This is a genomic window from Alishewanella aestuarii B11 (assembly GCF_000280055.1).
Taxonomy (GTDB): Bacteria; Pseudomonadota; Gammaproteobacteria; order Enterobacterales; family Alteromonadaceae; genus Alishewanella; species Alishewanella aestuarii.
In genome coordinates, this window is record NZ_ALAB01000041.1 from 69644 (window position 1) to 92247 (window position 22604).

Annotated in this window: 22 protein-coding genes and 1 riboswitch; of the genes, 9 read left to right on the forward strand and 13 right to left on the reverse strand. The window is 52.5% G+C overall.

Annotated elements, in window-relative coordinates:
• The first annotated feature begins 72 nt into the window (after positions 1 to 72).
• The gene (locus AEST_RS15750; RefSeq protein ID WP_008610238.1) at positions 73 to 1602 is read left to right on the forward strand and encodes a fumarate hydratase; all 1530 of its coding nucleotides are present in this window, start codon (positions 73 to 75) and stop codon (positions 1600 to 1602) included.
• Between the two features lie 51 nt (positions 1603 to 1653).
• On the forward strand, positions 1654 to 3672 hold the full coding sequence (locus AEST_RS15755; RefSeq protein WP_008610239.1) for a S9 family peptidase: 2019 nt from the start codon (positions 1654 to 1656) through the stop codon (positions 3670 to 3672).
• 74 nt (positions 3673 to 3746) lie between these two features.
• Here AEST_RS15755 and AEST_RS15760 read toward each other — a convergent pair whose 3' ends face one another.
• A complete protein-coding gene (locus tag AEST_RS15760; RefSeq protein WP_008610240.1) occupies positions 3747 to 4484 on the reverse strand; it encodes a hypothetical protein in 738 nt (245 codons plus the stop codon).
• Between the two features lie 136 nt (positions 4485 to 4620).
• Entirely contained in the window at positions 4621 to 5175 is a 555-nt protein-coding gene (locus tag AEST_RS15765; protein WP_008610241.1) for an NADPH-dependent FMN reductase, read from the reverse strand.
• 171 nt (positions 5176 to 5346) lie between these two features.
• Positions 5347 to 5527: riboswitch (cobalamin riboswitch) on the forward strand.
• Positions 5528 to 5631: 104 nt separating this feature from the next.
• On the opposite strand from AEST_RS15765, the gene AEST_RS15770 reads away from it, so the two are divergent.
• Genes AEST_RS15770 through AEST_RS15785 form a run of 4 tightly spaced genes read left to right on the forward strand, consistent with a single transcriptional unit; the run spans position 5632 to position 8874 of the window.
• Entirely contained in the window at positions 5632 to 6426 is a 795-nt protein-coding gene (locus AEST_RS15770) for an ABC transporter ATP-binding protein (protein WP_008610242.1), read from the forward strand.
• Positions 6423 to 7415, forward strand: a complete 993-nt coding sequence (locus AEST_RS15775; protein ID WP_008610243.1) for a FecCD family ABC transporter permease — start codon at positions 6423 to 6425, stop codon at positions 7413 to 7415. The genes AEST_RS15770 and AEST_RS15775 overlap by 4 nt, the downstream gene beginning before the upstream one ends.
• Before the next feature lie 12 nt (positions 7416 to 7427).
• On the forward strand, positions 7428 to 8030 hold the full coding sequence (gene cobO / locus AEST_RS15780; RefSeq protein WP_008610244.1) for a cob(I)yrinic acid a,c-diamide adenosyltransferase: 603 nt from the start codon (positions 7428 to 7430) through the stop codon (positions 8028 to 8030).
• Position 8031: 1 nt separating this feature from the next.
• The gene (locus AEST_RS15785) at positions 8032 to 8874 is read left to right on the forward strand and encodes a cobalamin-binding protein (protein ID WP_008610245.1); all 843 of its coding nucleotides are present in this window, start codon (positions 8032 to 8034) and stop codon (positions 8872 to 8874) included.
• Here the strand turns inward: AEST_RS15785 and AEST_RS15790 are convergent.
• Together AEST_RS15790 and AEST_RS15795 are read right to left on the reverse strand one after the other, a co-directional pair.
• Complete coding sequence (locus AEST_RS15790) at positions 8866 to 9906, reverse strand: patatin-like phospholipase family protein (protein ID WP_008610247.1); 1041 nt, start codon at positions 9904 to 9906, stop codon at positions 8866 to 8868. The genes AEST_RS15785 and AEST_RS15790 overlap by 9 nt on opposite strands.
• A gap of 286 nt (positions 9907 to 10192) precedes the next feature.
• Positions 10193 to 11473: an anti-phage deoxyguanosine triphosphatase gene (locus AEST_RS15795; RefSeq protein WP_008610248.1), complete on the reverse strand. Its 1281-nt coding sequence runs from the start codon at positions 11471 to 11473 to the stop codon at positions 10193 to 10195.
• 143 nt (positions 11474 to 11616) lie between these two features.
• On the opposite strand from AEST_RS15795, the gene AEST_RS15800 reads away from it, so the two are divergent.
• Positions 11617 to 11949 carry a YebG family protein gene (locus tag AEST_RS15800; RefSeq protein WP_008610249.1) on the forward strand — a complete coding sequence of 111 codons (333 nt, stop codon included), beginning with the start codon at positions 11617 to 11619 and terminating at the stop codon, positions 11947 to 11949.
• Between the two features lie 81 nt (positions 11950 to 12030).
• On the opposite strand, the gene AEST_RS15805 is transcribed toward AEST_RS15800, so the two are convergent.
• Positions 12031 to 13449 carry an alanine/glycine:cation symporter family protein gene (locus AEST_RS15805; RefSeq protein WP_008610250.1) on the reverse strand — a complete coding sequence of 473 codons (1419 nt, stop codon included), beginning with the start codon at positions 13447 to 13449 and terminating at the stop codon, positions 12031 to 12033.
• 167 nt (positions 13450 to 13616) lie between these two features.
• On the opposite strand from AEST_RS15805, the gene AEST_RS15810 reads away from it, so the two are divergent.
• A complete protein-coding gene (locus AEST_RS15810) occupies positions 13617 to 14177 on the forward strand; it encodes a lipid-binding SYLF domain-containing protein (RefSeq protein WP_008610251.1) in 561 nt (186 codons plus the stop codon).
• A 53-nt stretch (positions 14178 to 14230) separates the two neighbouring features.
• On the opposite strand, the gene AEST_RS15815 is transcribed toward AEST_RS15810, so the two are convergent.
• Together AEST_RS15815 and AEST_RS17220 are read right to left on the reverse strand one after the other, a co-directional pair.
• Positions 14231 to 15448, reverse strand: a complete 1218-nt coding sequence (locus AEST_RS15815; RefSeq protein WP_008610252.1) for a pyridoxal phosphate-dependent aminotransferase — start codon at positions 15446 to 15448, stop codon at positions 14231 to 14233.
• Positions 15423 to 15581, reverse strand: a complete 159-nt coding sequence (locus AEST_RS17220; RefSeq protein WP_008610253.1) for a hypothetical protein — start codon at positions 15579 to 15581, stop codon at positions 15423 to 15425. Before AEST_RS17220 ends, AEST_RS15815 begins: the two co-directional genes overlap by 26 nt.
• 79 nt (positions 15582 to 15660) lie before the next feature.
• On the opposite strand from AEST_RS17220, the gene AEST_RS15820 reads away from it, so the two are divergent.
• A complete protein-coding gene (locus tag AEST_RS15820) occupies positions 15661 to 16527 on the forward strand; it encodes a glucosaminidase domain-containing protein (RefSeq protein WP_008610254.1) in 867 nt (288 codons plus the stop codon).
• Between the two features lie 75 nt (positions 16528 to 16602).
• On the opposite strand, the gene ttcA is transcribed toward AEST_RS15820, so the two are convergent.
• The 6 genes from ttcA to AEST_RS15850 form a co-directional block, all read right to left on the reverse strand.
• Positions 16603 to 17520, reverse strand: coding sequence for a tRNA 2-thiocytidine(32) synthetase TtcA (gene ttcA, locus AEST_RS15825; protein ID WP_039925673.1), 918 nt, complete (start codon positions 17518 to 17520; stop codon positions 16603 to 16605).
• Positions 17521 to 17597: 77 nt separating this feature from the next.
• Positions 17598 to 18530, reverse strand: a complete 933-nt coding sequence (gene uspE / locus AEST_RS15830) for a universal stress protein UspE (protein WP_008610256.1) — start codon at positions 18528 to 18530, stop codon at positions 17598 to 17600.
• 106 nt (positions 18531 to 18636) lie between these two features.
• Positions 18637 to 19341 carry a fumarate/nitrate reduction transcriptional regulator Fnr gene (gene fnr, locus AEST_RS15835; protein WP_008610257.1) on the reverse strand — a complete coding sequence of 235 codons (705 nt, stop codon included), beginning with the start codon at positions 19339 to 19341 and terminating at the stop codon, positions 18637 to 18639.
• A 36-nt stretch (positions 19342 to 19377) separates the two neighbouring features.
• A complete protein-coding gene (locus AEST_RS15840) occupies positions 19378 to 20052 on the reverse strand; it encodes a sulfite exporter TauE/SafE family protein (RefSeq protein ID WP_008610258.1) in 675 nt (224 codons plus the stop codon).
• Positions 20042 to 20218 carry a cbb3-type cytochrome oxidase assembly protein CcoS gene (gene ccoS, locus AEST_RS15845; RefSeq protein WP_008610259.1) on the reverse strand — a complete coding sequence of 59 codons (177 nt, stop codon included), beginning with the start codon at positions 20216 to 20218 and terminating at the stop codon, positions 20042 to 20044. Before ccoS ends, AEST_RS15840 begins: the two co-directional genes overlap by 11 nt.
• Positions 20215 to 22599 carry a heavy metal translocating P-type ATPase gene (locus AEST_RS15850; RefSeq protein WP_008610260.1) on the reverse strand — a complete coding sequence of 795 codons (2385 nt, stop codon included), beginning with the start codon at positions 22597 to 22599 and terminating at the stop codon, positions 20215 to 20217. Before AEST_RS15850 ends, ccoS begins: the two co-directional genes overlap by 4 nt.
• Positions 22600 to 22604: the final 5 nt, after the last annotated feature.

A 22604-nucleotide genomic window follows, 5' to 3' on the forward strand; every position in this document is an offset into this window, starting at 1 on the left:
GCGCGCTATCATACCAGCACCCACACTAATAGTTAAATGTCTCGCCGCTTGGGCGACAGAGGAAGGGCAAGCATGACGGTTATTCGCCAACAAGATTTTATTGAAAGCATCGAAGATGCGCTGCAGTACATCTCCTATTATCACCCGCTGGATTTTATTCAGGCACTGGAAGTGGCTTATCACAAAGAGCAAAACCAGGCCGCGAAAGATGCCATTGCACAAATTCTGATTAATTCGCGGATGTCAGCCGAAGGCCATCGTCCAATCTGTCAGGATACCGGCATTGTTACCTGCTTCGTTAAGATTGGCATGGATGTGAAATGGGATAAAACAGACCTGACGGTGCAGCAAATGGTGGATGAAGGCACCCGCCGTGCTTATATGAATCCGGATAACCCGCTGCGGGCCTCTATTGTTGCCGATCCGGCCGGTTTACGTAAAAACACCAAGGATAATACGCCAGCGGTAGTGCATATCGATCTGGTGCCTGGTCATCATGTCGAAGTGATGATCGCCGCTAAAGGCGGTGGTTCAGAGAATAAAACCAAGATGGCAATGCTGAATCCGTCCGATTCTATTGTCGATTGGGTGCTGGAAACCCTGCCCAAAATGGGTGCTGGCTGGTGTCCGCCAGGCATGCTTGGCATCGGTATTGGCGGTACGGCGGAAAAAGCCGCGGTGCTGGCGAAAGAATCGCTGATGGAGCCGGTGGATATTCAGGAGTTGCTGGCCAGAGGGCCGCAAAACGCGGAAGAAAAACTGCGGTTAGAGTTGTATGAAAAAGTGAACAAACTGGGCATTGGCGCCCAGGGCTTGGGTGGCTTAACCACGGTCGTAGATGTCAAAATCAAATCAGTACCCACCCATGCGGCCTCATTGCCGGTGGTGATGATCCCGAACTGTGCCGCCACCCGCCATGTGCATTTCCATTTAGATGGTTCTGGCCCGGCCGATATTACGCCGCCGAAACTGGAAGACTGGCCGCAGGTGACCTGGGAGCTTGGTAGCAATGTGCGCCGGGTCAATCTGGATACCGTGACGCCAGAGGATGTACAAAGCTGGCAAGCCGGTGAAACTGTGCTGTTAAGCGGTAAGATGTTAACCGGCCGTGATGCGGCACACAAACGCATTGCCGATATGCTGAATAAAGGCGAAGGTTTACCACAAGGTGTGGATCTGAAAAATAAATTTATCTATTACGTTGGCCCGGTTGATGCCGTACGTGATGAAGTAGTAGGCCCGGCCGGCCCGACAACCGCGACCCGGATGGATAAGTTTACCGATATGATGTTGTCGCAAACTGGTCTGCTGGGCATGATTGGTAAATCCGAGCGCGGTGATCAAACGGTTGAGAGTATCAAACAGCATAAAGCTGTTTATCTGATGGCCGTGGGCGGCGCCGCTTATCTGGTGTCGAAAGCCATTAAGAAAGCCCGGGTCGTGGCCTTTGCCGATCTGGGTATGGAAGCGATCTATGAGTTTGAAGTCGAAGATATGCCGGTAACTGTAGCAGTGGACAGCAACGGTAATAACGTGCATAAGCAGGGGCCGGCAATTTGGAAAGCCAATATTGCTGAGCTGGATGCCAAACTGAAAGCCTGATTCTAACAAGGCCGCAGCGATGACTGCGGCTTTTTACTAACTGGGGGAACCATGAAACATCAGAGTTTAGTGGCGTTAGCACTCTTTAGTGCTGGTGCGCTGGCCAAGGGACCACTGACGGTCGAACATCTGAATCAACATAATAAAGTTGGTAATCTGGCTTTGTCGCCGGATGGCCGTTCGCTGGTTTATAGCCAGACTAACGGCGGTTTTGCGCCGGCTGATACCAGCCATGATCTCTATTTAATGCAACTGGGTGAAAATCGGCAAGTTCGCCGTTTAACCGAAAACAGCAGCCGCGAAACAGCGGTGCAGTGGCACCCGGATGGCAAGAGTATTTTCTTTTTAGCTAATCGCACTGGCAGCACCCAGCTGTGGCAACTGTCGCTGGAAGGCGGTGAAGCCCGGCAGGTGACCCGGCTACCCTTACCAATTAACGGCTTTAAACTGGCCAGCGATGGCAAAACCCTGGCGCTGAGTTTAACAGTGAAACCCGGTTGTCAGACGCTGCAATGTACGCTGGATGCCAAAGCCAAAGAAGCGGAGCGCAAAGATACTGCGCTGGCCTATGACCAGTTGATGGTACGGCACTGGGATCACTGGCTGGATCAGTATCGTGAACATCTGCACGTGGCCGTGCTCGGCGATGCCCCTGTTACCGATGCGAAAAACCTGATGGCCGACTGGAATACCAATATCGCCGGCATCAGTGAAGTCGCCTTTACGCCGGATAATCAGCAACTGGTGTTCAGTGCCAAGATCCCGGCGGTTGATCAGGCCTGGCACACTAACTTTGATTTGTTTCAGGTGTCGATTAATGGTGGTGAGAAGGTCAATCTGACGGCCGACAATCCGGCCTGGGATGCCAAACCCAAGTTCTCCAATGATGGCCGTTTTCTGGCCTATCTGGCGATGCAAAAGCCGGGCGCTGAGGCAGATCGTTTTGGCCTGATGTTGCTGGATTTGATTACCGGCGAGCGCAAAGAAGTGGCGCCGAACTGGGATCGCTCGATTTCTGATTTCTATTTTGGCCGTGATAACAGAACCATCTATGTCACCACTCAGGATGTCGGGCAGTACAGCATCTACGCCATTAACACCAGTTTTGGCGATGTGATTAAACTGTATGGTGATGGCTATGCCGGTAATCTGCAAGTTGCGGCGGATAAGCTGGTATTTACCAATCACCGGCTGAATATGCCAGCCGAAATTTTCCAGACCAATGCGGATGGTTCACAGCCACAGCAGTTAACTCAGGTTAATGCCAAATGGGCTGAAGGCATTCAGTTTGGTGACTTTGAGCAGTTTAGCTTTAAAGGCGCGGAAGATGCGACCGTCTATGGTTATCTGGTTAAACCCTGGAACTTTGAGCCAAACAAAAAATACCCGATGGCCTTTTTAGTGCATGGCGGCCCACAGGGTAGCTTTGGCAATATGTTTAACGAGCGTTGGAATGCCCAGCTTTATGCCGCCAAAGGCTATGCGGTGGTGATGGTCGATTTCCATGGCTCTACCGGCTATGGTCAGGCCTTTACCGACTCGATCAGCCGTGACTGGGGTGGCAAGCCGCTGGTTGATTTACAAAAAGGCTTTGCGCATGTGGTGCAGGCTTATCCGTGGATCGATGGCAACCGTGCCTGTGCACTCGGCGCCTCTTATGGCGGCTTTATGATGAACTGGATCGCCGGTAACTGGCCGGATGGCTTTAAGTGTCTGGTCAACCATGCCGGTTTATATGATATGCCAAGCTTCTACGGCAGCACCGAAGAGCTCTGGTTCCCGGAGTTTGATTTAGGTGGCACCGCCTGGAACCCGGAGTCAGACTATCAGAAATTTAACCCGGCGGCGCATGCTGATAAATGGCAAACGCCGATGCTGGTGATCCATGGCCTGAAAGACTATCGGGTACCTTATGCGCAAGGCTTAGGCGCCTTTACTAACCTGCAGCGCAAGGGTATTGAGTCGCGCCTGGTGATTTTCCCGGATGAGAACCACTGGATCTTAAAGCCGGATAACCGGGTGCGCTGGTATAACGAAGTGTTCCAGTGGCTGGAAAAGTATACCCGTTAAAATGCTAGGTCGTTGTGAAAACCCCGCGCTGTTTGACGGGGTTTTTATTTGCCAAAGTGCGACACGAAATGACGTTAGTACTCGGCAAAAGGCTTTTCATTGCGCGAAAGCTGGCGTCGCGGTGCTGGTACGCCGTATTTTAACCGCAGACGCTCGGCAAAACCTTCACGCTCCAGCTGAAACAACATCTGCGTTAGCCTCGGGATCAGCTCCTGATGTTGTCGGTGTAGAAAATGATAATCCGGCAGGCTTTGTAGAATTTGCTCACTGATCGGGAATGGGCTAGTGGCATTGAGTTTGTATGCCGGAAACAGTACGCCATCGACTTTGCCAGTCAAAAACATTTGTTTGGCGGCATCCAGACTACCGCTGCCAATCACCTGACGCGAGGCGGGTAACTTCCGCAGTAACTCTTCGACAATTAAGGTGCCGCGAACATAGGCCAGGCTTTGGACTTGTGACAGCTGACAACCGGCACAGCGTTGCTGGTTAACATAGAGGTAAACATGGGTATCAAACAGCACATAAGGCACTGGCAACAGATTCTTATACTGTTGGTTAATATGCAGCACGCGCGCCAGCTCACCGGCCAGATTACCTTTATCGGATTCGATTAAACTGCGACCCAGCGGCACCTCGATAAACCGGGCTTCGACACCAAGCCGTTGATAAGCTTCTGTTAGCAGGCTTTGGCTATAGCGGGAAGCCGGTGAGCCCAGCGCCTGGCGAAACTCCAGCACAGACTCAGCCGGCGCGGTGGCATAAACCGGCAGCATAACACTCAAAGCTAATAACAATCCCAGAATCCGCATCAGCTATTTATAAATCCTTTTATCACCCAACACTCACCTGGCACTCACCCAACATAGCTATGGCTGACGCCTTGCAGGCAAAGACCAGGCATTGCGCCCTTAAACACGCGATATTATAACACTATTTTCGCTTACGTCAGCCAACAGGCAGGCTTAATTGTTTCTGCCAAAGGGACAATGCTTGCAGCAATTGCCGGATATTGTCCTGGATCTTTTGGTCCAGCAAGTTACCCTCGTGGTCAAAGGCGCCGCTAAAGGCATTAGCAAAGACTTCCGGCTTATTCAGGGGGTGTAAGTCCAGATAAACACAGACCTGGCGTAAATGGTATTGTGAGCGCGAGCTGCCCATACCACCGGCAGAGCCGAGGATCGCCACCGGTTTGCCGCGTAACAAGTGGTTATCCGGCTCCCGTGAGGCCCAATCCAGCGCATTTTTCAACGCTGGCGCCAGTGAGTAATTGTACTCCGGACAGGCCAGTAGCAGGGCATCCGCCTCGGCAAACTCTTGCAGCAGGGTGCTTACGGCCGCGGGTTTCTCTGCCAGATCGGCATTATAGAAAGGCACATCCAGCAAATCGGCAATATGGATCTTCATGCCGGTGGGGGCGTTTGCCTGGGCAAAACGCAATAAACCGCGGTTAGTCGAGCGGGCGCGTAAACTACCACAGATCGCAAGCACCTTAATTGTCATAACTTATCCTCGTCATAGCTAAATACCCTTAACAGCTTAGCTGAATTTAGGGTGTGTTGACGTTTGCTGCTTAGATTTTGTTCGCTAGCGCGGACTCTTCAGGCCGCAAACATCACTACGCCCATGGATTTTTACTGCAGTTCGACGCTCTGGCAGTTGGCGGTCTTAGCTGCTAGAATGCCGCAGTCTGGTGAGCAACGTGCTTGAAAAGGGAATCAGGTGGAATACCTGAACTGTACCCGCAACTGTGAAACGCGCTGCAGCTAATACCACTGTGTCAGTATTGATAACGGGAAGGTGGCTGTGGGTTATCGCGTTAAGTCAGGAGACCTGCCAGAACACGAATTATGCCTTTGATACGCCCGTGCGGGAATACACGGTAGCGCCTTTGCCCTGCCTGCAGCTTGCACTGCCGGTTGTCCTTGGTTGCTGCCCATTAACTAACTGGACAATCGCGTGAGCGCCATTTATTCATTACAGCAAATTAGTCTGAGCTATCCGCAGCAGCGCCAGCGCACTCAGGTGCTGCAGGATATTAGCCTGGAGCTGGCACCCGGTGAGCTGGTGGGAATTATTGGCCCGAATGGTGCCGGCAAAAGCTCTTTGCTGTCGCTGTTAAGTGGTTGTCCGGCGCCGGACAGTGGCAAGCTGTTGTTTGCCGGTAAATCTCTGGCCAGCATCCCACTACGGCAATTAGCCAGGCAGCTGGCATTCTTACCGCAGCATAATCCACCTTTAACCGGTTTAAGCTGTTATCAGGTGGCTGCACTTGGGCTCTTGCCGCACAAAAGTTGGTTTGAACCGGATAACGATTATGACCGGCAACAAGTGTTGCTGGCGCTCAGTCAAACCGGTTTGCTGGAGAAACAACAGCAGCCGGTCGAGAGCCTGTCGGGTGGCGAATGGCAACGCCTGACGTTGGCCCGGGCACTGGTACAACAGGCCAGTGTGTTATTGCTGGACGAGCCGACTAATCATCTGGATGTGAAACATCAGCATCAGTTGCTTCAACTGCTGTTGCAGCTGAAAAAAACCGTCATTTGCGCTATCCATGATCTGGATCTCGCTGCGCGCTATTGTCACACATTATTGCTGTTGGACCAGGGCAAGGTGCGTGCCTTTGGTCGTCCGGATCAGGTGTTGCAACCGGCATTACTGAGCGAGGTATTTGAGTTACCGGTAGCAGTCAGTCAGCATCCGCAATATGGTTGGTGGCAGGTACAGTTTATCAGCCCGCAGGTCGCATTATGAGCCGCTGGAGCCGTTATTACCCGTTGGCGTTAACTGCGCTCGCACTGGTGTTGCTGGTAAGTGTCGTGATAAGCCTGTTGCTTGGCAGTGTCTCCTTTCCGTTGTCGACGCTGGCGGCGGCACTGCAGTTCAACGGGACTGAGCCACTGGCCGAAACCATTATCTGGCAATTGCGGTTGCCACGGGTACTGACTGCCTTACTGGTTGGGGCTGGCTTAGCGGTCAGCGGCGCTGTGTTACAAAATGCCAGCCGTAATCCACTGGCCGATCCTTATTTATTTGGTTTGATGGCCGGTGCAGCACTGGGCGCGACTATTGTCAGCATCGTGTTGCCAGAGCAGCAACTGAGTATGGCGCTGGGTGCCTTTGTCGGGGCTATGCTGGCGATTGTGCTGGTGCTGGCGGTAGCCATGCGTCAGCAACGACAACGTATTGAGATCACGCTGTTAGCCGGGGTGGCGGTATCCTTTATGCTCAGCGCCATCAGCAGCTTTATTTTGTATTTTGCCGAGCCCTTTGCCGCCAATCGGGTGATCTTCTGGTTAATGGGCAGTTTAAGCCGCAGCAGCTGGCAAAGCTTAATGTTAATTGGCCCTCCGGTCGTCTTGCTGCTGCTGCTGGCGCTGGCACTACGACGGCAACTGGATGCACTGTTATTATCAGACAGTAGCGCCCGCAGCCTCGGCATCCGGCCCGAGCGGCTGCGCCTGGTGTTGCTGATTGCCACGGCGCTGGTCAGTGCGGTGATTGTGTCACAATGCGGCGGTATCGCCTTTGTCGGTCTGTTGGTGCCACATATGGTGCGTTATTTGTTTGGTGTCACCGCTGTGCCCTTGCTGCTGGGATCGGCCTTATTGGGCGCGGTCTTTATGTTATGGGTCGATAATCTATCGCGGACCTTGTTGGCACAGCAGGAAATCCCGCTAGGGGTCATTACCTCAGTGCTGGGAAGTCTCTTTTTCTTATTGTTGCTACGGCGACGGGTGTAATGGGGAGTACAGATGTCAGAGCAGCTTAAACAACAGCAGCATCAGGCCAGACAGCAACGGCTAAAAGCTCAGGTTGATGCGGCGGTAGCCCGTGCCAATATTGAGAAAGGGCTGCTATTGGTGTTAACCGGCAATGGTAAGGGGAAGTCCACAGCCGGTTTTGGTACTGTGGCCCGTGCCGTCGGACATGGCTTAACGGCAGCGGTGGTGCAGTTTATTAAAGGTAGCTGGGACTGTGGTGAGCGTAATTTACTGCAGCAACATGGCGTGGAGTTTGCGGTAATGGCCACCGGCTTTACCTGGGATACGCAGGATCGGGCCGGTGATATTGCCGCGGCAGAGTTGGTGTGGCAGGAAGCGGAGCGCTTTTTGGCTGACGACAGCATCGATCTGGTGCTGCTGGATGAACTGACCTATATGCTGACCTTCCATTATCTGCCGCTGGAGCGAATTGAACGGGCGCTATTAAATCGGCCAGCAAAACAACATGTGGTGATCACCGGCCGCGCCTGTCATCGTCGTTTAATTGAGTTAGCTGACACGGTCAGTGAGGTACAGGTGGTGAAACATGCTTTCGATGCTGGTGTCAAAGCACAGCGCGGTCTGGATTGGTAAGATGCGCCCATATCTGCTGCTTTGCCTGCTACTGTGGCTGCCTTTAAGTAGCCAGGCCGCGACCAGCGCAGTACCGCAACGGCTGATCAGCCTGACCCCGCATCTGACCGAATGGGTGTATTTGCTCGACGCCGGTGAGCGGCTGGTGGCGGTAAGCGATTATTCCGATTATCCGGAGGCGGCCAAATCCTTGCCGTCCTTTAATACCTTCGGTGCCTTAAATGTCGAGGCGATCCTGGCGCTGAAGCCAGATCTGGTGCTGGCCTGGCGTGGCGGTAATCCGGAGGCCGATTTACAGCGCCTGCAGCAATTCGGCATTCGGGTGTTTTATTCTGAGCCAGTATTACTGGATGATATTGCCAGCGAGCTTGTTGAGTTAGGGCTGCTACTAGGTCAGGTAGAGCAAGGACAGCAGCAGGCCGCTGCTTTCCGGCAACGACAACAGCAACTGGCGGCACAGTATCAGGCCAAACCAGCAGTGCCGGTATTCTTTGCGCTCGGGACTGAGCCTTTAATGACGGTTGCCAATCAAGCCTGGCCAGCGCAGGTATTATCGCTGTGTGCGGCACAAAATATCTTTGCCGATGCGAAAACCGATTATCCGCAGGTAGCGCTGGAGCAGTTGTTAGCCCGCCAGCCAGCAGTAATAGTGCAGGCTAGCCGCGAAGCGAAAACTGAACATAATGCGTTCTGGCAGCGCTTTACGCAGCTACCGGCGGTACAGCAGCACGCCTTTATCACGCTGGATGCTAATCAGCTATACCGCGCGACGCCACGGATCCTGGATGCTGCAGCGACCTTGTGTCAGCAGTTGGAGATTTATCGCGAGCCCTTGCTACAGTAACTCAAGTTGATAATCGCCGCTGGCAAAGGCGGCGGCCAGTTCATGTGAGCGCTGCAGGACTTCCTGCCAATAGACGATACGCTCAGCATCGGGCAGTTTAAAGTCTTTGCGATCCGGTATCTTGGCATAGGGCAGGCTGCGCACCCAGGCGTCGCTGGGACAGAGGATCACCACATTATGCAGCAGCGCCGGCTTCACCCGGCGCCAGGGCAGGGCTTTATCAAACCAGCCCGGCGTCAGGCTGGGGTAAAAATGTGGGTAGAGTACCAGTCCCTGTTCAGTAAAGGACTGATTAAAATGATAGTCGGTAATGCCGCCGTCAAAATAGCGGCCCGGTTTGGCGTGGCTGATATTCTCAATCGGTTCCAGTACCATCGGGATGGAGCCACTGGCAAGAATCGCCGCTTTCAGATTGTCATCGTTTAGGGCGACATGTTCGGTCGGCAGTTCCGCACTGTGCATCAGAGAGGCGCAGGCTCCGGGCGCATAAAAATGTACCCGCTGATAAAAAAACTGCAGTAAGGAGCGGTTCAGCAGGTTGGCAGTAGCGGTCAGGCCGAGCGCTGCACCCTGTAACAGGCTGTTGCGGGTGCGGGTCAGACCTTTCGCCCGATCAACAATCAGATGTAGCTTCATCACCGGATTATCCAGCACTTCGCGACAATGGTTGGCTGTTGGCAGGACCTGGTCGATAATGGCATGCGAGATCCGGGTAATCAGCTTCAGATCGGCACCTTTCGGGTAGCAGATCTCAGAATAGGCTTTGGCGAAACGGGCTGATGCGGCGACGGCATCCTGCTGGGCATAGCAGCTAAAACGCCAGGCTCCGGCGGAGCTGCCTAATAAATGTAATGGTTTCTGACGGCCGGCAAAAAACTCAGATAACAGATACTGATCTAAACCATAGAGGCAAAACCATTTCGGACCGCCGCTGGCGCCGACCATCACCTCAATATCATCCGCCTTCAGGCCAGCCTGCTGGATATGGCGCCAGGCGGTAGCACCGGCTAATACGCGTAGTGGTGACTGCACTGTCACTCCTTTTCTGACTGATAGTGTTCTTTCCAGTTAATTATGAATGATTCAGTCGGAATTAAAATGCCCTCAGGCAAGGCGCTTGTTTGCAGGTTTAGTGGCGCTAAATCAAAAACAAGCAACGATGTCTGAGGGCATTTTAAGCCGACCCTGCGGGCGTTTGCCAGGACTTCCAATGCCGCGTTGTCTCGTCTTGACAGAGCACCACTATGCCTTCAACGAGTCGCCTTGCCTTGAAAGCCCTGGCAAACGCTGAACACGTCATAATTAACTGGAAAGAGCACTAGTTCCCAAACAATGTCTGATGCATCCGTTCGGCGTAATCGTCAGTCATTCCGGAAAGATAATCGCAAATAACCCGCTGTTTGGCAGTGTTATCAACCGCAGCCTGCCAGCGGGCCTGGGTATTTAGCGGTAACAAGCGCTGTGGATCTGAGCTAAAGGCATCGAACAACTTTAACAGCATATTCTGACAGCGAAAACGCGACTGCTGGATCTCCGGCAGCTGGATCACGCAGCGGTAAACCAGATTTTTCAGGGTCTGTAACATATGCTGCTCAGCATCTGCCAGCCGGGCATTGTAGCGGATCAGCGGTTCTTGGCAAGACGGCAGGCTTTGATAGAGGCTAACCGAGGTAATTAACTGATTAACCAGTGAGCCAATGGCATCTTTGCGTAAATGATGTTTGGGACTAAATAACTTAGTGGCCAGTTCGGCCAGCTGTCGCTGATATGCTTGATCCAACTGGGCAAAAGGTGCGGCAGTAAAATCCTGCCATTGTTGATAGCGCAGGTTGCCAAGCACTATCGCATCTTCCAGATCATGCACGCCATAAGCGATATCGTCGGCCAGTTCCATAATGGAGGCATCCAGAGACTTGTGGCAGGACTTTTGCCACGGCGACTGTGTCAGCTGTTGTACCTGCTGAAAGCTTTGCCGATCGGCTGCACTGAGCGGCGCCAGCACCCAGTCCAGAATATCACTGTCGGCGGCGAAAATGGCCTTAGCCGGTTTCCAATCGGCCAGACTCAGTGGATTATCGACGCTGGGCAGCAGTGGGATTTCGGGTTGTAATACCGGGTACTTCAGCAAGCCAAGCAGGGTGCGGCGGGTAAGGTCCATACCATGAAACTCGGTATAGGGTTCGAGCTTGGCAACGATCCTTAGCGTTTGGCCATTACCCTCAAAGCCACCATAGGCTAACATTTTAAAATTCAGTGCGGTTTCACCGCCATGACCAAAGGGCGGATGCCCCAAATCATGCGCCAGACAGAGTGCTTCCATCAGGCTATCATCGGGTAATAAGCCTTGCAGCGCCGGTGGACAATTTAACCTTAGTTGGTTAACCAGGCCGGTGCCTATTTGCGCGGCTTCCAGCGAGTGAGTCAGGCGGGTGCGGTAAAAATCGTTCTGACCGATGCCGAGGATCTGGGTTTTCGACTGCAGACGGCGAAATGCTGCCGAGTGCAATACTCTGGCCCGGTCGCGCTGCCAGGGCGTACGGTGATCTCTGGGTCTGTTATCCGGCGCATCAGAGCGCCGGGCTTGCCATTTTTCCGTCATCCTAGTCCACCAATTAATAACGATTCAGTAACTTATCATAAAGTAAATGCGATCCAGAAGCGATGCTAGACTTCCCTAAATTTATACTGTATAAATAAACAGTTTCGGATAATAACGCAGTCAGCGTACTGAGGAGTCAAAAAATGGCAGTGATCACCAAATATGTCGTGGAACGCAGTGGAGTAGAAAAAATGACCTTTACCAGTAAAGCGGAAGCCGATGCCTACGATAAAATGCTGGATACGGCTGATGCGCTACAGGTGTTGTTGTCTGCGTCTGGTCAGCTGACAGATGAAGCTCAGGCAGAGGCGCTGGCACTGTATCTGGCGCAGCAAAAAGAGCCCTTGCTGGTGGCGCTGGGCGTTAAAAAAGCGGCCAAAGCCGGCAAGCAGGACAGCGAGGAGCAGTCCACAGCAAAGCAGGATGATACCAACAGCAAAGGGCTGAAAGCTGTTGCTGCCGGCCACGCCGCCTGATTTGGCATCGCATCACGCCAGGATCCCCTAGGACAACGCTAAGCCATCCGCTTTATGCGGCGGCTTAGCGATTGCCTTGGGCTAAGCCTGTTTACCGGCTGTGGCTCGCGCCGTGATTTTTTGCTGCCAGTAATGCTGCAGATCGCGTTTTACTTCCGGCAATAATAAGTACAGCGCCAGGATATTCGGCACTGCCATCAAAAAAATCATCGAATCGATAAAATCAAACACCGCCATAATGCTCGGCACCGCTCCCATCGATACCATGCCACAGAACAGCAGTTTGTATAGCGTAGTGAGTCGGGGGTGGGTGCCGACGATATAACGCCAGCCGGTCAGGCCATAGTAAGACCAGCTGAGTACCGTCGAAAAGCCAAACAGCAGCAAGGCCACCATCAAGACCAGTGGGAACCAATCGAATACCGAGGCAAAAGCACTGGAGGTAATTTGTACGCCGTCCAGCCCCTGCATCTGATAGGCACCGGTCAGAATAATCACCAGTGCAGTAATAGTGCAGATCACCACCGTATCAATAAAGGGCTCTAGCAGGCCAACAAAACCCTGGGATACTGGATCCTTGGTTTTCGCGGCGGCATGGGCGATCGGTGACGAGCCGATGCCGGCTTCATTGGAGTAAGCGGCACGGCGAAAACCCTGAATTAACACACCAATAAAACCACCGTAGGCGGCGTCGGGAGCAAAGGCGCTTTGGACAATCAGCCAAAGTGCAGCCGGTACCGCAGAGAGATGGCTGCCAATCACGATCAGCGCTGCCAGCAGGTAGATGGCGCACATTAGCGGCACCAGCTTGCTGGTGACATTGGCGATACTTTTAATGCCGCCGATAATCACAGCGCCAATCAACGCAGCGTAGATCGCGCCAAACAACCAGGCATTATCAAAGCCAGTGACGCTTTGTACCTGCACAAAGCCCTGATTCACGTGCACAAAGCCAGCTGAGCCAAAGATCACGGCAATGGAGAAGAATACTGCCAGCGCGCTGCCAAACCAGGGTAACTGATATTTATCCAGCGCCGCCTTAATATAGTACATCGGCCCGCCGGAGACGCTGCCATCCGCATTAAGCTGGCGGTACTTCACCGCCAGCGTACATTCCACAAATTTGGTCGACATGCCAAGCAGGCCGGCCATAATCATCCAGAAGGTCGCGCCGGGACCACCCAAACTAATGGCTACTGCCACCCCGGCAATATTACCGGTACCAACGGTACCGGATAAGGCTGTGGTCAGGGCTTTATAGGGCGAAATCTCGCCGCTGCTGCCGGCTTCCGGCTTGGCAAATAAGCGCCGGATAGCGTAGCCAAAGCCGCGGATATTAATAAACCCGAGATAAAAGGTAAAAATCAGGGCGCCACTGATCAGCCAGATCATCACCAGCGGGATTGGTACCCCATTAAAGGAAAAGGCATAAAACACTACAGCGGCCAGCTGATTGGTAAAGGCTTCAAAGCTGGCCTGGAACGAGAACTCTGCAGACATATTGCTATCCGGATGGCTATTGACTGTCGGAGCATACCTGCTAACTGTGGCGCTGACAATACAGCAGGCTCTGACAGTACCCTGAATGCGATTAACCGCGGATTCAGATAGTTGAGCTAAGCTCTATGCTGTTAAGGTCGCTAAGACAGTCAAAGAGGAGAGGGACTATGTGGATAAAAACAGCTTTGCTGGCGGTACTATTATTTATGCTACAAGGCTGCGCCGCCGGGTTAAATGCTACCCCGACTGAGCAGCGTACTGCTATTAATGAGATGCGGCAGCAGGTGCTAACTGAGTTGTATCGCGAGAAAGCCAGTGCCCGGCCTGAAGTCGCCAGCGCACCGGGCTATGCGGTATTTAGCAATGCCAATGTCAATCTGCTGCTGGCCAGCTTTGGTGGGGGTTATGGCGTGGTGCGTAACAACCGTAGCGGCGCCGATACCTATATGCGCATGGGCGAGGTCGGTGTCGGCTTGGGCGCCGGTGTGAAAGACTTTCGCTTAGTGATGGTGTTTCACACTGAGCAGGCGATGAACCGTTTTATTGAACAGGGCTGGGCCTTTGGTGCTCAGGCGGACGCCGCCGCCAAAGCCGGTGACAAAGGCGCTGCCGTCGGGGCTGAAGCCAGTGTTGATGAGGTGACTATCTATCAGTTTACTGAAGCAGGCCTGGCGTTACAGGCTACCATCAAAGGAACTAAATTCTGGGTCGACCGTAAGCTGAACTAAGCGCCAGGTTAAGAGCCGCTGCGGCCTGTTGTCAGGCCGCAGCCATATGCAGCTTAATATTGACTGTAGCTTTGTAAGAACTGGCCCAGGCGGCTAATCGCCTGCGTCAGTTGTTCTTTGTGCGGTAGCGTGACAATACGGAAATGATCCGGCTCTGGCCAGTTAAAAGCCCGGCCATGCACCAGTAATACCTTGTGCTGGCGCAGAAAATCCAGCACAAACAGCTCGTCGTCCTGAATCCGGTATTTTTTAAGATCGATCTTCGGAAACAGATACATCGCTCCCTTGGGGCGCATACAGCTGATGCCATCAATCTCGGTCACCAGTTTGTGCGCCAGATCCATCTGATCATATAACCGCCCACCCGGTACCACCAGCTCATTAATACTCTGATAGCCACCCAGCGCGGTTTGTACTGCATGCTGGCAGGGCACGTTGGCACAAAGCCGCATCGAGGCCAGAATATTCAAGCCTTCGATATATTGGCGTGCCGCCTGCTTGGCGCCGGAAATAAATAACCAGCCAATGCGAAAACCGGCGATGCGGTAATTTTTTGATAAGCCACCAAAGGTCAGCATCACCAGATCGTCGGCCAGCGCGGCAGTGCTAACATGCTCAGTGCCATCGTACAGCACCTTGTCGTAGATCTCGTCGCTAAGCACCACCAACTTATGCTCGCGTGCGATCTGCAGTAACTGACGCAGAAAATCCGCACTATAGACAGCGCCGGTCGGATTATTCGGGTTAATCAGGACCAGGGCCCGGGTTTTTTTGCTGATTTTCGCTTTGATATCATCCAGTGCCGGCAGCCAGTCCTGTTGCTCATCACACAGGTAATGTACCGCCTTACCACCAGCCAGATTCACTGCGGCGGTCCACAGCGGATAATCCGGCATCGGCACCAGCACTTCATCACCATTATTCAACAGTGCCTGCAGCGACATCAGGATCAGCTCCGAGACGCCATTACCGATATAGACATCATCCGCATCGGCACCGAGAATACCACGTTGCTGGTAGTACTGTGCTACCGCCACGCGGGCTGGATAGATACCCTGTGAGTCTGAGTAGCCCTGTGCCGTTGGCAGGTTGTGGATCACATGCTTAAGAATTTCATCCGGCGCTTCAAAACCAAAGGGCGCCGGGTTACCAATATTCAGTTTCAGAATGCGGTGGCCTTCTTCTTCCATCCGTTTCGCTTCACGTGCCACCGGGCCACGAATATCGTAACAGACCCCATCCAGTTTATTTGACCGTTCTACCGCTTTCATCTTGTTTGCCTGCTTCAGTAAAATATCCATCCAGACAGCTAAAACTGCCTATGGCAGTGTTTCTCAGTACAGAAAAATTTGCAATATTTTCAGGCAATAAAACAGAAAAAAAGCGCAGTTCGAACTTTTTCATCGAATCCTGGCCTCATTGGCGGTAGAATATGCGGCCGTTTTGGTCGTTATTTGTACAAATCCAGTATTAAAGGTGGTGAATGCTCTTAATTCGTAAATTGATTCTGCTACTGTTTTGGCTTTGGGTAGTTATTGCTATCGCCAGCCCTTTTAGTCAGCTGGAACCAATTAAAGAGCCGGAAGCCTTGGAAGAATGGCAGATCCCAAGCCGGCTGACTGCGTTATCAGAAGCGGATCAGAAAAAGCTACTGCAGCGCCTGGCGTATCCGAAAGCAGATATTCCAAAACAGCCATTACCGGACTTTAATGCGATCCGCGACATTAACCGCAAAAAACAGGCCTTTTTTGATTACCTGCGGCCACATGTAAAACGCGAGAACCAGCGTTTACTTTGGTTGCGCGAGCAGCTATTAGATATTGCGGAAAAGAAGCAGAAAAACCTGCGTATCTCGCTGGAAGAATACGCTTTTTTATACAGCCTGTATGAAGAGTTTAAACTGGATGTGGCCGAAACCGATCCGCAGGCGTTGCAGGAGCTGTTAAAGCGGGTGGATATTCTGCCGGAAAGTCTGGTGTTGATGCAGGCTGCCAATGAATCCGCCTGGGGTACCAGCCGCTTTGCGGTCGAGGGCTATAACTTTTTCGGGCAATGGTGTTTCCGGGAGGGCTGTGGCCTGATCCCACAAAATCGTGCCGAAGATCAGTTTCATGAAGTCGCCCGCTTCGATAGCCCGGCGGCCAGTATCCGTAGTTACTTCTACAATCTGAATACCTTTCATACTTATGAGAAGCTGCGGCATATCCGGGCTGAGCACCGCGCCGAGAATAAGCCGCTGCGTGGTGAAGCCCTGGCGCACGGTTTAAGCGCGTATTCTGAACGCGGTCATGAGTATATTGAAGAAATCACTGCCATGATCCGTTTTAATCGCCGTCTGCTGGAAGAATAAGCAAGCTAGAATTAAAAAGCCCGGTTTTAACCAGGCTTTTCTAAAGCAAAATACTTAAGGTAGATTGCGGCTAAACTAGCTTAGTTCTACCGTCTGATGCACGCTCAGCTCTTCATCATCCTGCTCAAAACCTACCGGTACTGATGGTACGGCCGGTTTATCAAAGGCGGTATCACCATCGCCGTTTAACGGGCTGTCTTTGCTGATGGCTTTAAAATCGAACAAACTGTTATCGGCCAGATGCGAAGGTACAATATTTTGCATCGCCTGGAACATGGTTTCAATGCGGCCGGGGAAGCGCTTATCCCAATCCTGCAGCATTTCTTTTACCACCTGCCGCTGTAAACCATCCTGTGAGCCACAGAGGTTACAGGGGATAATAGGGAAGCCTTTCGCCACTGAGTATTTTTCAATATCTTTTTCTCTGCAGTAGGCCAGTGGCCGGATCACGATATGTTCACCATTGTCGCTGATCAGCTTGGGCGGCATCGACTTCATCTTGCCGCCGTAGAACATATTTAAAAACAAGGTTTCCAGCATATCATCTCGATGATGACCCAGCGCTATCTTGGTCGCGCCCAGCTCCTTTGCCGTGCGATATAAAATACCGCGGCGCAGCCGTGAACACAGTGAGCAGGTGGTTTTACCTTCCGGGATCTTCTCTTTGACGATCGAGTAGGTGTCTTCAGTAACAATTTTAAAATCGACGCCGATGCTGCTTAAATATTCCGGCAACACATGCGCCGGGAAGCCGGGTTGTTTCTGATCCAGGTTAACTGCAACGATGCTGAAATTCACCGGCGCAGATTGCTGCAGATTAAGCAGGATATCTAACAGCGTATAGGAGTCTTTGCCGCCGGATAAACAGACCATGATCTTGTCACCTTCGCTGATCATGCCAAAATCAGCAATGGCCTGGCCGACATTACGGCGCAGCCGTTTATGCAGCTTGTTCAGATTATATTGGGCTTTCGCTTGTGCCGCGTGAGACATCATTAACTACCAGACAGAAAAAAGGCGCACATTATACCCAAGGGTGCGCCCGTTCAAAAGAGGCAGAGGCTGGAAGGCTAGGATTTCTCCAGCGGACAGACAAAATTGGCCGGTTTTAAGGCCAGCACATCACAATCCAGACGGTCAATCACATGCTCAGCGGTATTACCGATAATGGCCGCCGATAAGCCGGTGCGGCCGATAGTGCCAATTAGTACCATCTCGGCATCAAGCTGCCGTGCCAATTTCGGGATCACATCTTCCGGCATCCCTTCCAACACATGACATTGCTCTGCCGGGATCTGATGTTCGGCTGCCAGTTGTTTCACCGCATCCTTATGATGTCGCTGCATGGTGCTGTTATATTCCTGCGGATTAAATTCCGGGATCTCGATAGCGATATTAACCGGAGTACCGGGGTAGGCATTCACCAGATGTACCCTGGCATTTAGCATGGCAGCCATTTGTTTAGCTTTATCAATCACCCTGTTATTCAGGGATTTATGATGCTCCTGCTCACTGCCGGCATTAACAGCGGCGATAATATTACCTTGCGCCGGCCAGGCATGCTCTTTTACCAGCAGCACCGGGCAGGGGCATTTGCGCAAAATATGCCAGTCAGTTGGGGTGAAAATCATGGATTTCAGCACATCGTGGTCATGGGTGCCTTTGATCACCAGATCAAAGTTATGCTCCAGCACAGCTTTGACGACGGCTTCGAACGGTCTGTTATGCCAGACCACCTGAATACTGATCTCCAGTCCTTGCGCCTGAGCCTGCTGCAGTAAGCCACTGACCCAGATTTCGCGATCTTTAATCACCGCCTGCTTCATTGCTTCGCGTTCGTCACCGGATAGCATGGTGGTCATCTCATAGGAGAATTCGTATACCGATAAAAACGCGGTCAGTTTACCGCCTTGTTTGCGGCTTAGCTCCAGGGCGCGGTCGAGGGCTTTCTGTTGTTCAGTCGTGGGATCTAATACCACTAAAACATTGTTATAAATCGACATAATGACTCCGGTTACCAGGTTGATGCACGCAATCTGTTAGATTAAGTGTAGTCAACATAACCGGAGTTGGTAGGCTGGCCTTTGTGTTAAATCAACAAAATACCGATTAACACTGACCGGCGAGGTTACTTAAGGCAGGGGCATCTAAAATGGTTATCAGTTTGCCATCCACTTCGATGATCTGATCTTTATGTAATTTACTCAGCAGCCGGCTAATGGTTTCAACGGTTAAACCCAGGTAATTGCCGATATCACTGCGGGTCATGGTCAGGCGGAAGGCTTTGGAGGAAAAACCACGGTTACCGTAGCGCGAGGCCAGATGGTTTAAAAAGGTGGCCAGTTTTTGTTCGGCAGTTTTGCGGTTTAACAGCAACAACATCTGCTGATCAGCCTGGATATCCTGACTCATCAGCCGCATCATCTGCTGCCGTAACTTGGGTAGCTGGTCCAGTAACATTTCCAGGTTGTTAAAGGGGATCTCGCAAATCATGCCGGTTTCCAGCGCTTCGGCGTAGCTCATATGCTGCTGGGTATTAATCGCATCAAAACCGATAATATCGCCGGGTAAATGGAAGCCGGTAATTTGCTGCTCACCTTGCTCGGTCAGGGTAAAGGTTTTAAAGGAGCCGGTACGCACAGCATACAGTGCTTTCAGGGCGGTGCCGCTTTCAAACAGGATATCGCCTTTATGCAACGGTCGTTTGCGCTGAATAATGTTATCCAGCTTGGTCATTTCCTGATCGTTGAGTGAAAACGGCAGGCACAACTGACTAAAACCACAATCCTGACAATTAATCGCCGAGCGTTGCATCGAATAAACCCTGAATTCCCTAATATAGTAGCTAGCTTAAAAAACTAACCTCTGCAAAGCAAGCCATATCGTATAAATGCCGTAGATAGCCAGTATAGCGGCGGTGCTATAGCGAAACCACAAGGCGTTTTTCAACTGGCGTAGCAGCTGTGCGGCGCCACCAACGGTCAGGATCGCCGGCAAGGTGCCCAAGCCAAAACTCAGCATCAGCAGGGCACCATGCCAGGGACTCCCGCTGGCCAGACTCCAGCTAAGGGTCGAATAAACCAAGCCGCAGGGCAAAAAGCCCCACAGCAGGCCATAACGATAGGCTTTCGTCGCTGAGTCAAGTGGTAACAGCGCCTTGGTATAGGGCTGGACGCGTTGCCAGAGCTTTTGCCCGAGCCGTTCCAGCTGCGTCAGGCCAAACCAGAGTCGGGCGATATAGAGCGCCATAGCAACCAGTAAGACGCCTGCCAGCAACCGTAACCAGAGCATGGAGGCACCGGCCAGCTGCATCGCGGTCAGGCCAAAATAGCCGACCAGGGCACCAAACAGGCTATAGGTAGTTAAGCGGCCGGCACTGAGTAACAGGGGGTAAGTATAACCTGAGTTGCTGCGCTCAGCCGGCACGCTCAGTTGCAAGGCACTGGCAATACCGCCGCACATCACCAGGCAGTGACTGCTGCCCAGCAGGCCGATCAGCAGCGCGGCCAGATAATCAGGGCTCATCTTTGTCCGCGGGTGGTTTTGGCTTATCGTCCTCGTCAAACAGGATGCTCAACCCTTCTTTTTCCAGATCTTCAAACTGTTTCGAGCGCACCGCCCAGAAGAAAATCCAGATCCCCATCGCAACAAAGAAGATGGCTATCGGGATAAGTACGTAAATGATGCTCATTTCTTTAGTAACCTCAATGAATTCGATACCACCAATAACGAGCTGAACGACATACCGATCACTGCAATATAGGGCGAGACAAAACCAGCTACGGCCAGCGGAATAATAATCAAATTATAACCGACAGACCATCCGAGATTTTGCCTTATCACGCTGGCGGTGGTTTTGCCACCTTTAAGCAATGCGGCTAACAGACTCACATCGGGTTTTAACAACACGACATCAGCCTGATTTTTAGACAGATCGGCGCCTGAGTGCACTGCAACCGAAATATGGGCAGCGTTAAAGCCCGGGCTGTCGTTAATGCCATCGCCCAGCATCAGTACCTGCTTGCCTTCGCTAATCAGCTGCTGGATATGCGTCACTTTTTGTTCTGGCGTACAGCCTTTATGCATAAAGTTAAGCTGTAATTCGCTGGCCAGTTGCTCGGCCTGTGATGAGCTGTCGCCGGTTAACATCCCCAATTGATAGCCCTGTTGTTGTAAACTGGCGAGCAGCGCCGGAACTTCCGGCCGTACTCTGTCACTCAGGGTCACAGCGGCTATCGGCTGCTGGTTAATCGTCAGATAGACCATGGCGCCGCTGACAGTGCGGCTTAGCTGACAAAAACGGGCACTGCCGACCCGCACCGCGTGTTGTTGCCAGTACCCGCTGATCCCGGCACCGACACTGACCGTTACCTGTTGCAGCTCTTCGGCAGCTGTCTGATAGGGCGCAAAGGCTCGGGCTATCGGGTGTTCGGAGTAACGTTCCAGATTTGCAATCAGATTCAGTGCCTGTTGCTCAGTGTAAGCCGTGCTTAGCATCTCGACGCTTTCGACACTAAACTTACCTTCGGTCAGGGTGCCGGTTTTGTCCAGTACAATATGGGTGATCTGTGGCAAGGCTTCTAACGCCTGAGCGTTTTTGATCAGTATGCCCTGGCGGTTGAGGCGGGCGAGGGCACAGGTAATGGCGGTCGGCGTCGCCAGGCTAAGGGCACAAGGGCAGGTTGCCACCAACACCGAGAGCGTCACCCAAAATGCGCGATCCGGATTCCACCAGAAATACCAGAGGCCGAAAGTCAGCACGGCAATTACCAGTAAACGCTCGACGAAGTATTTTGCCAACTGATCGGTTTTCTCGACCAGTTTGGGCTTTTGACTCAGGGTTTGTTGTTGCAGCTGGATGATTTGTCCCAGCCGGGAGTGTGCCAGCACTTCAGTCACCTGAATGGTCAGTAAGCCATCGTGATTAATACTGCCGGCCAACACCTGCTCACCGGCCATTTTGCTGATCGGCCGGTATTCACCGGTCAGCATCGATTCGTCAACCGAGCTTTGACCTTCCAGTACCAGACCATCAGCGGGCAGGGTTTCACCGGCCTTTACCAGGATCCGATCACCCGGTTGCAGGCGCCGCGCCGACGTCGCTTGCGGCCCGTTAGCAGTGAGCTGGGTGGCGGTTACCGGCATAATTTTCAACAAGTTGCTGGTGGCTTCGCGCGCCTGTGCCCGGGCCCGGTATTCAAAAAACTTGCCCAGTTGCAGCAGGAAAATAAACATACAGACTGATTCAAAATAGACTTCACCGGTATGAAAGACGGTGGCATAGGATGACGCCAGATAGGTATACCACAGCGCCAGGCTGACCGGCACATCCATATTCATCTGCCGGGCCTTAATGCTGCGCCAGGCGCTAACCGTAAAGGGCTTACCGGCATACAACAACACCGGTAGCGTTAATAACAAACTGATCCAGCGCAGGTAGCCTTCGTGCGATTTTTCAATGCCGGTGAACTCACCAAAATACAGGCCAAAGGCCAGCATCATCACCTGCATGGTCAGAATACCAGACACCGCCAGTCGTTTCAGGTAGCGGTTCAGTTCCTGCTTAAAGGTTTGTTCTTCCTGATCGGCGACAAAGGGGCTGGCCTGATAACCAAGGGCGGCGATGCGGCCTAAGACCTGGCTTAGTGGCAACGCCTTGCTATCCCAGCGCAATAAGGCGCGCTGGGTGGAGGAATTAATAGTTACGCTGGCGATCTGCGGCTGTTTTTTTAGCTGCTTTTCAATTAACCAGGCACAGGCGGCGCAGCTCATGCCGGAGATGGACAATTCCAGCTCGGTCAGCTCGCCCTGCTGCCGGCTGATATCGGCCAGCACCTCGGGCTGATCAAAGTTTTCCAGCTCTGCCGCCAGTTGCGCCGGCATGGCCGCAACCTTAGTCGCTGACTCAGTACGAAAGCGGTAATAATCGGCTAAACCATTCTGGATAATGGTATCGGCCACAGCCTGACAGCCAGCGCAACAAAAGGGCTGCGCTGTGCCATCAATCTGCAGGGTAAAACGGTCGCCAGTGAGCACCGGCTCATGGCAGTGAAAACATTTCAGGTCGCCCAAGACGC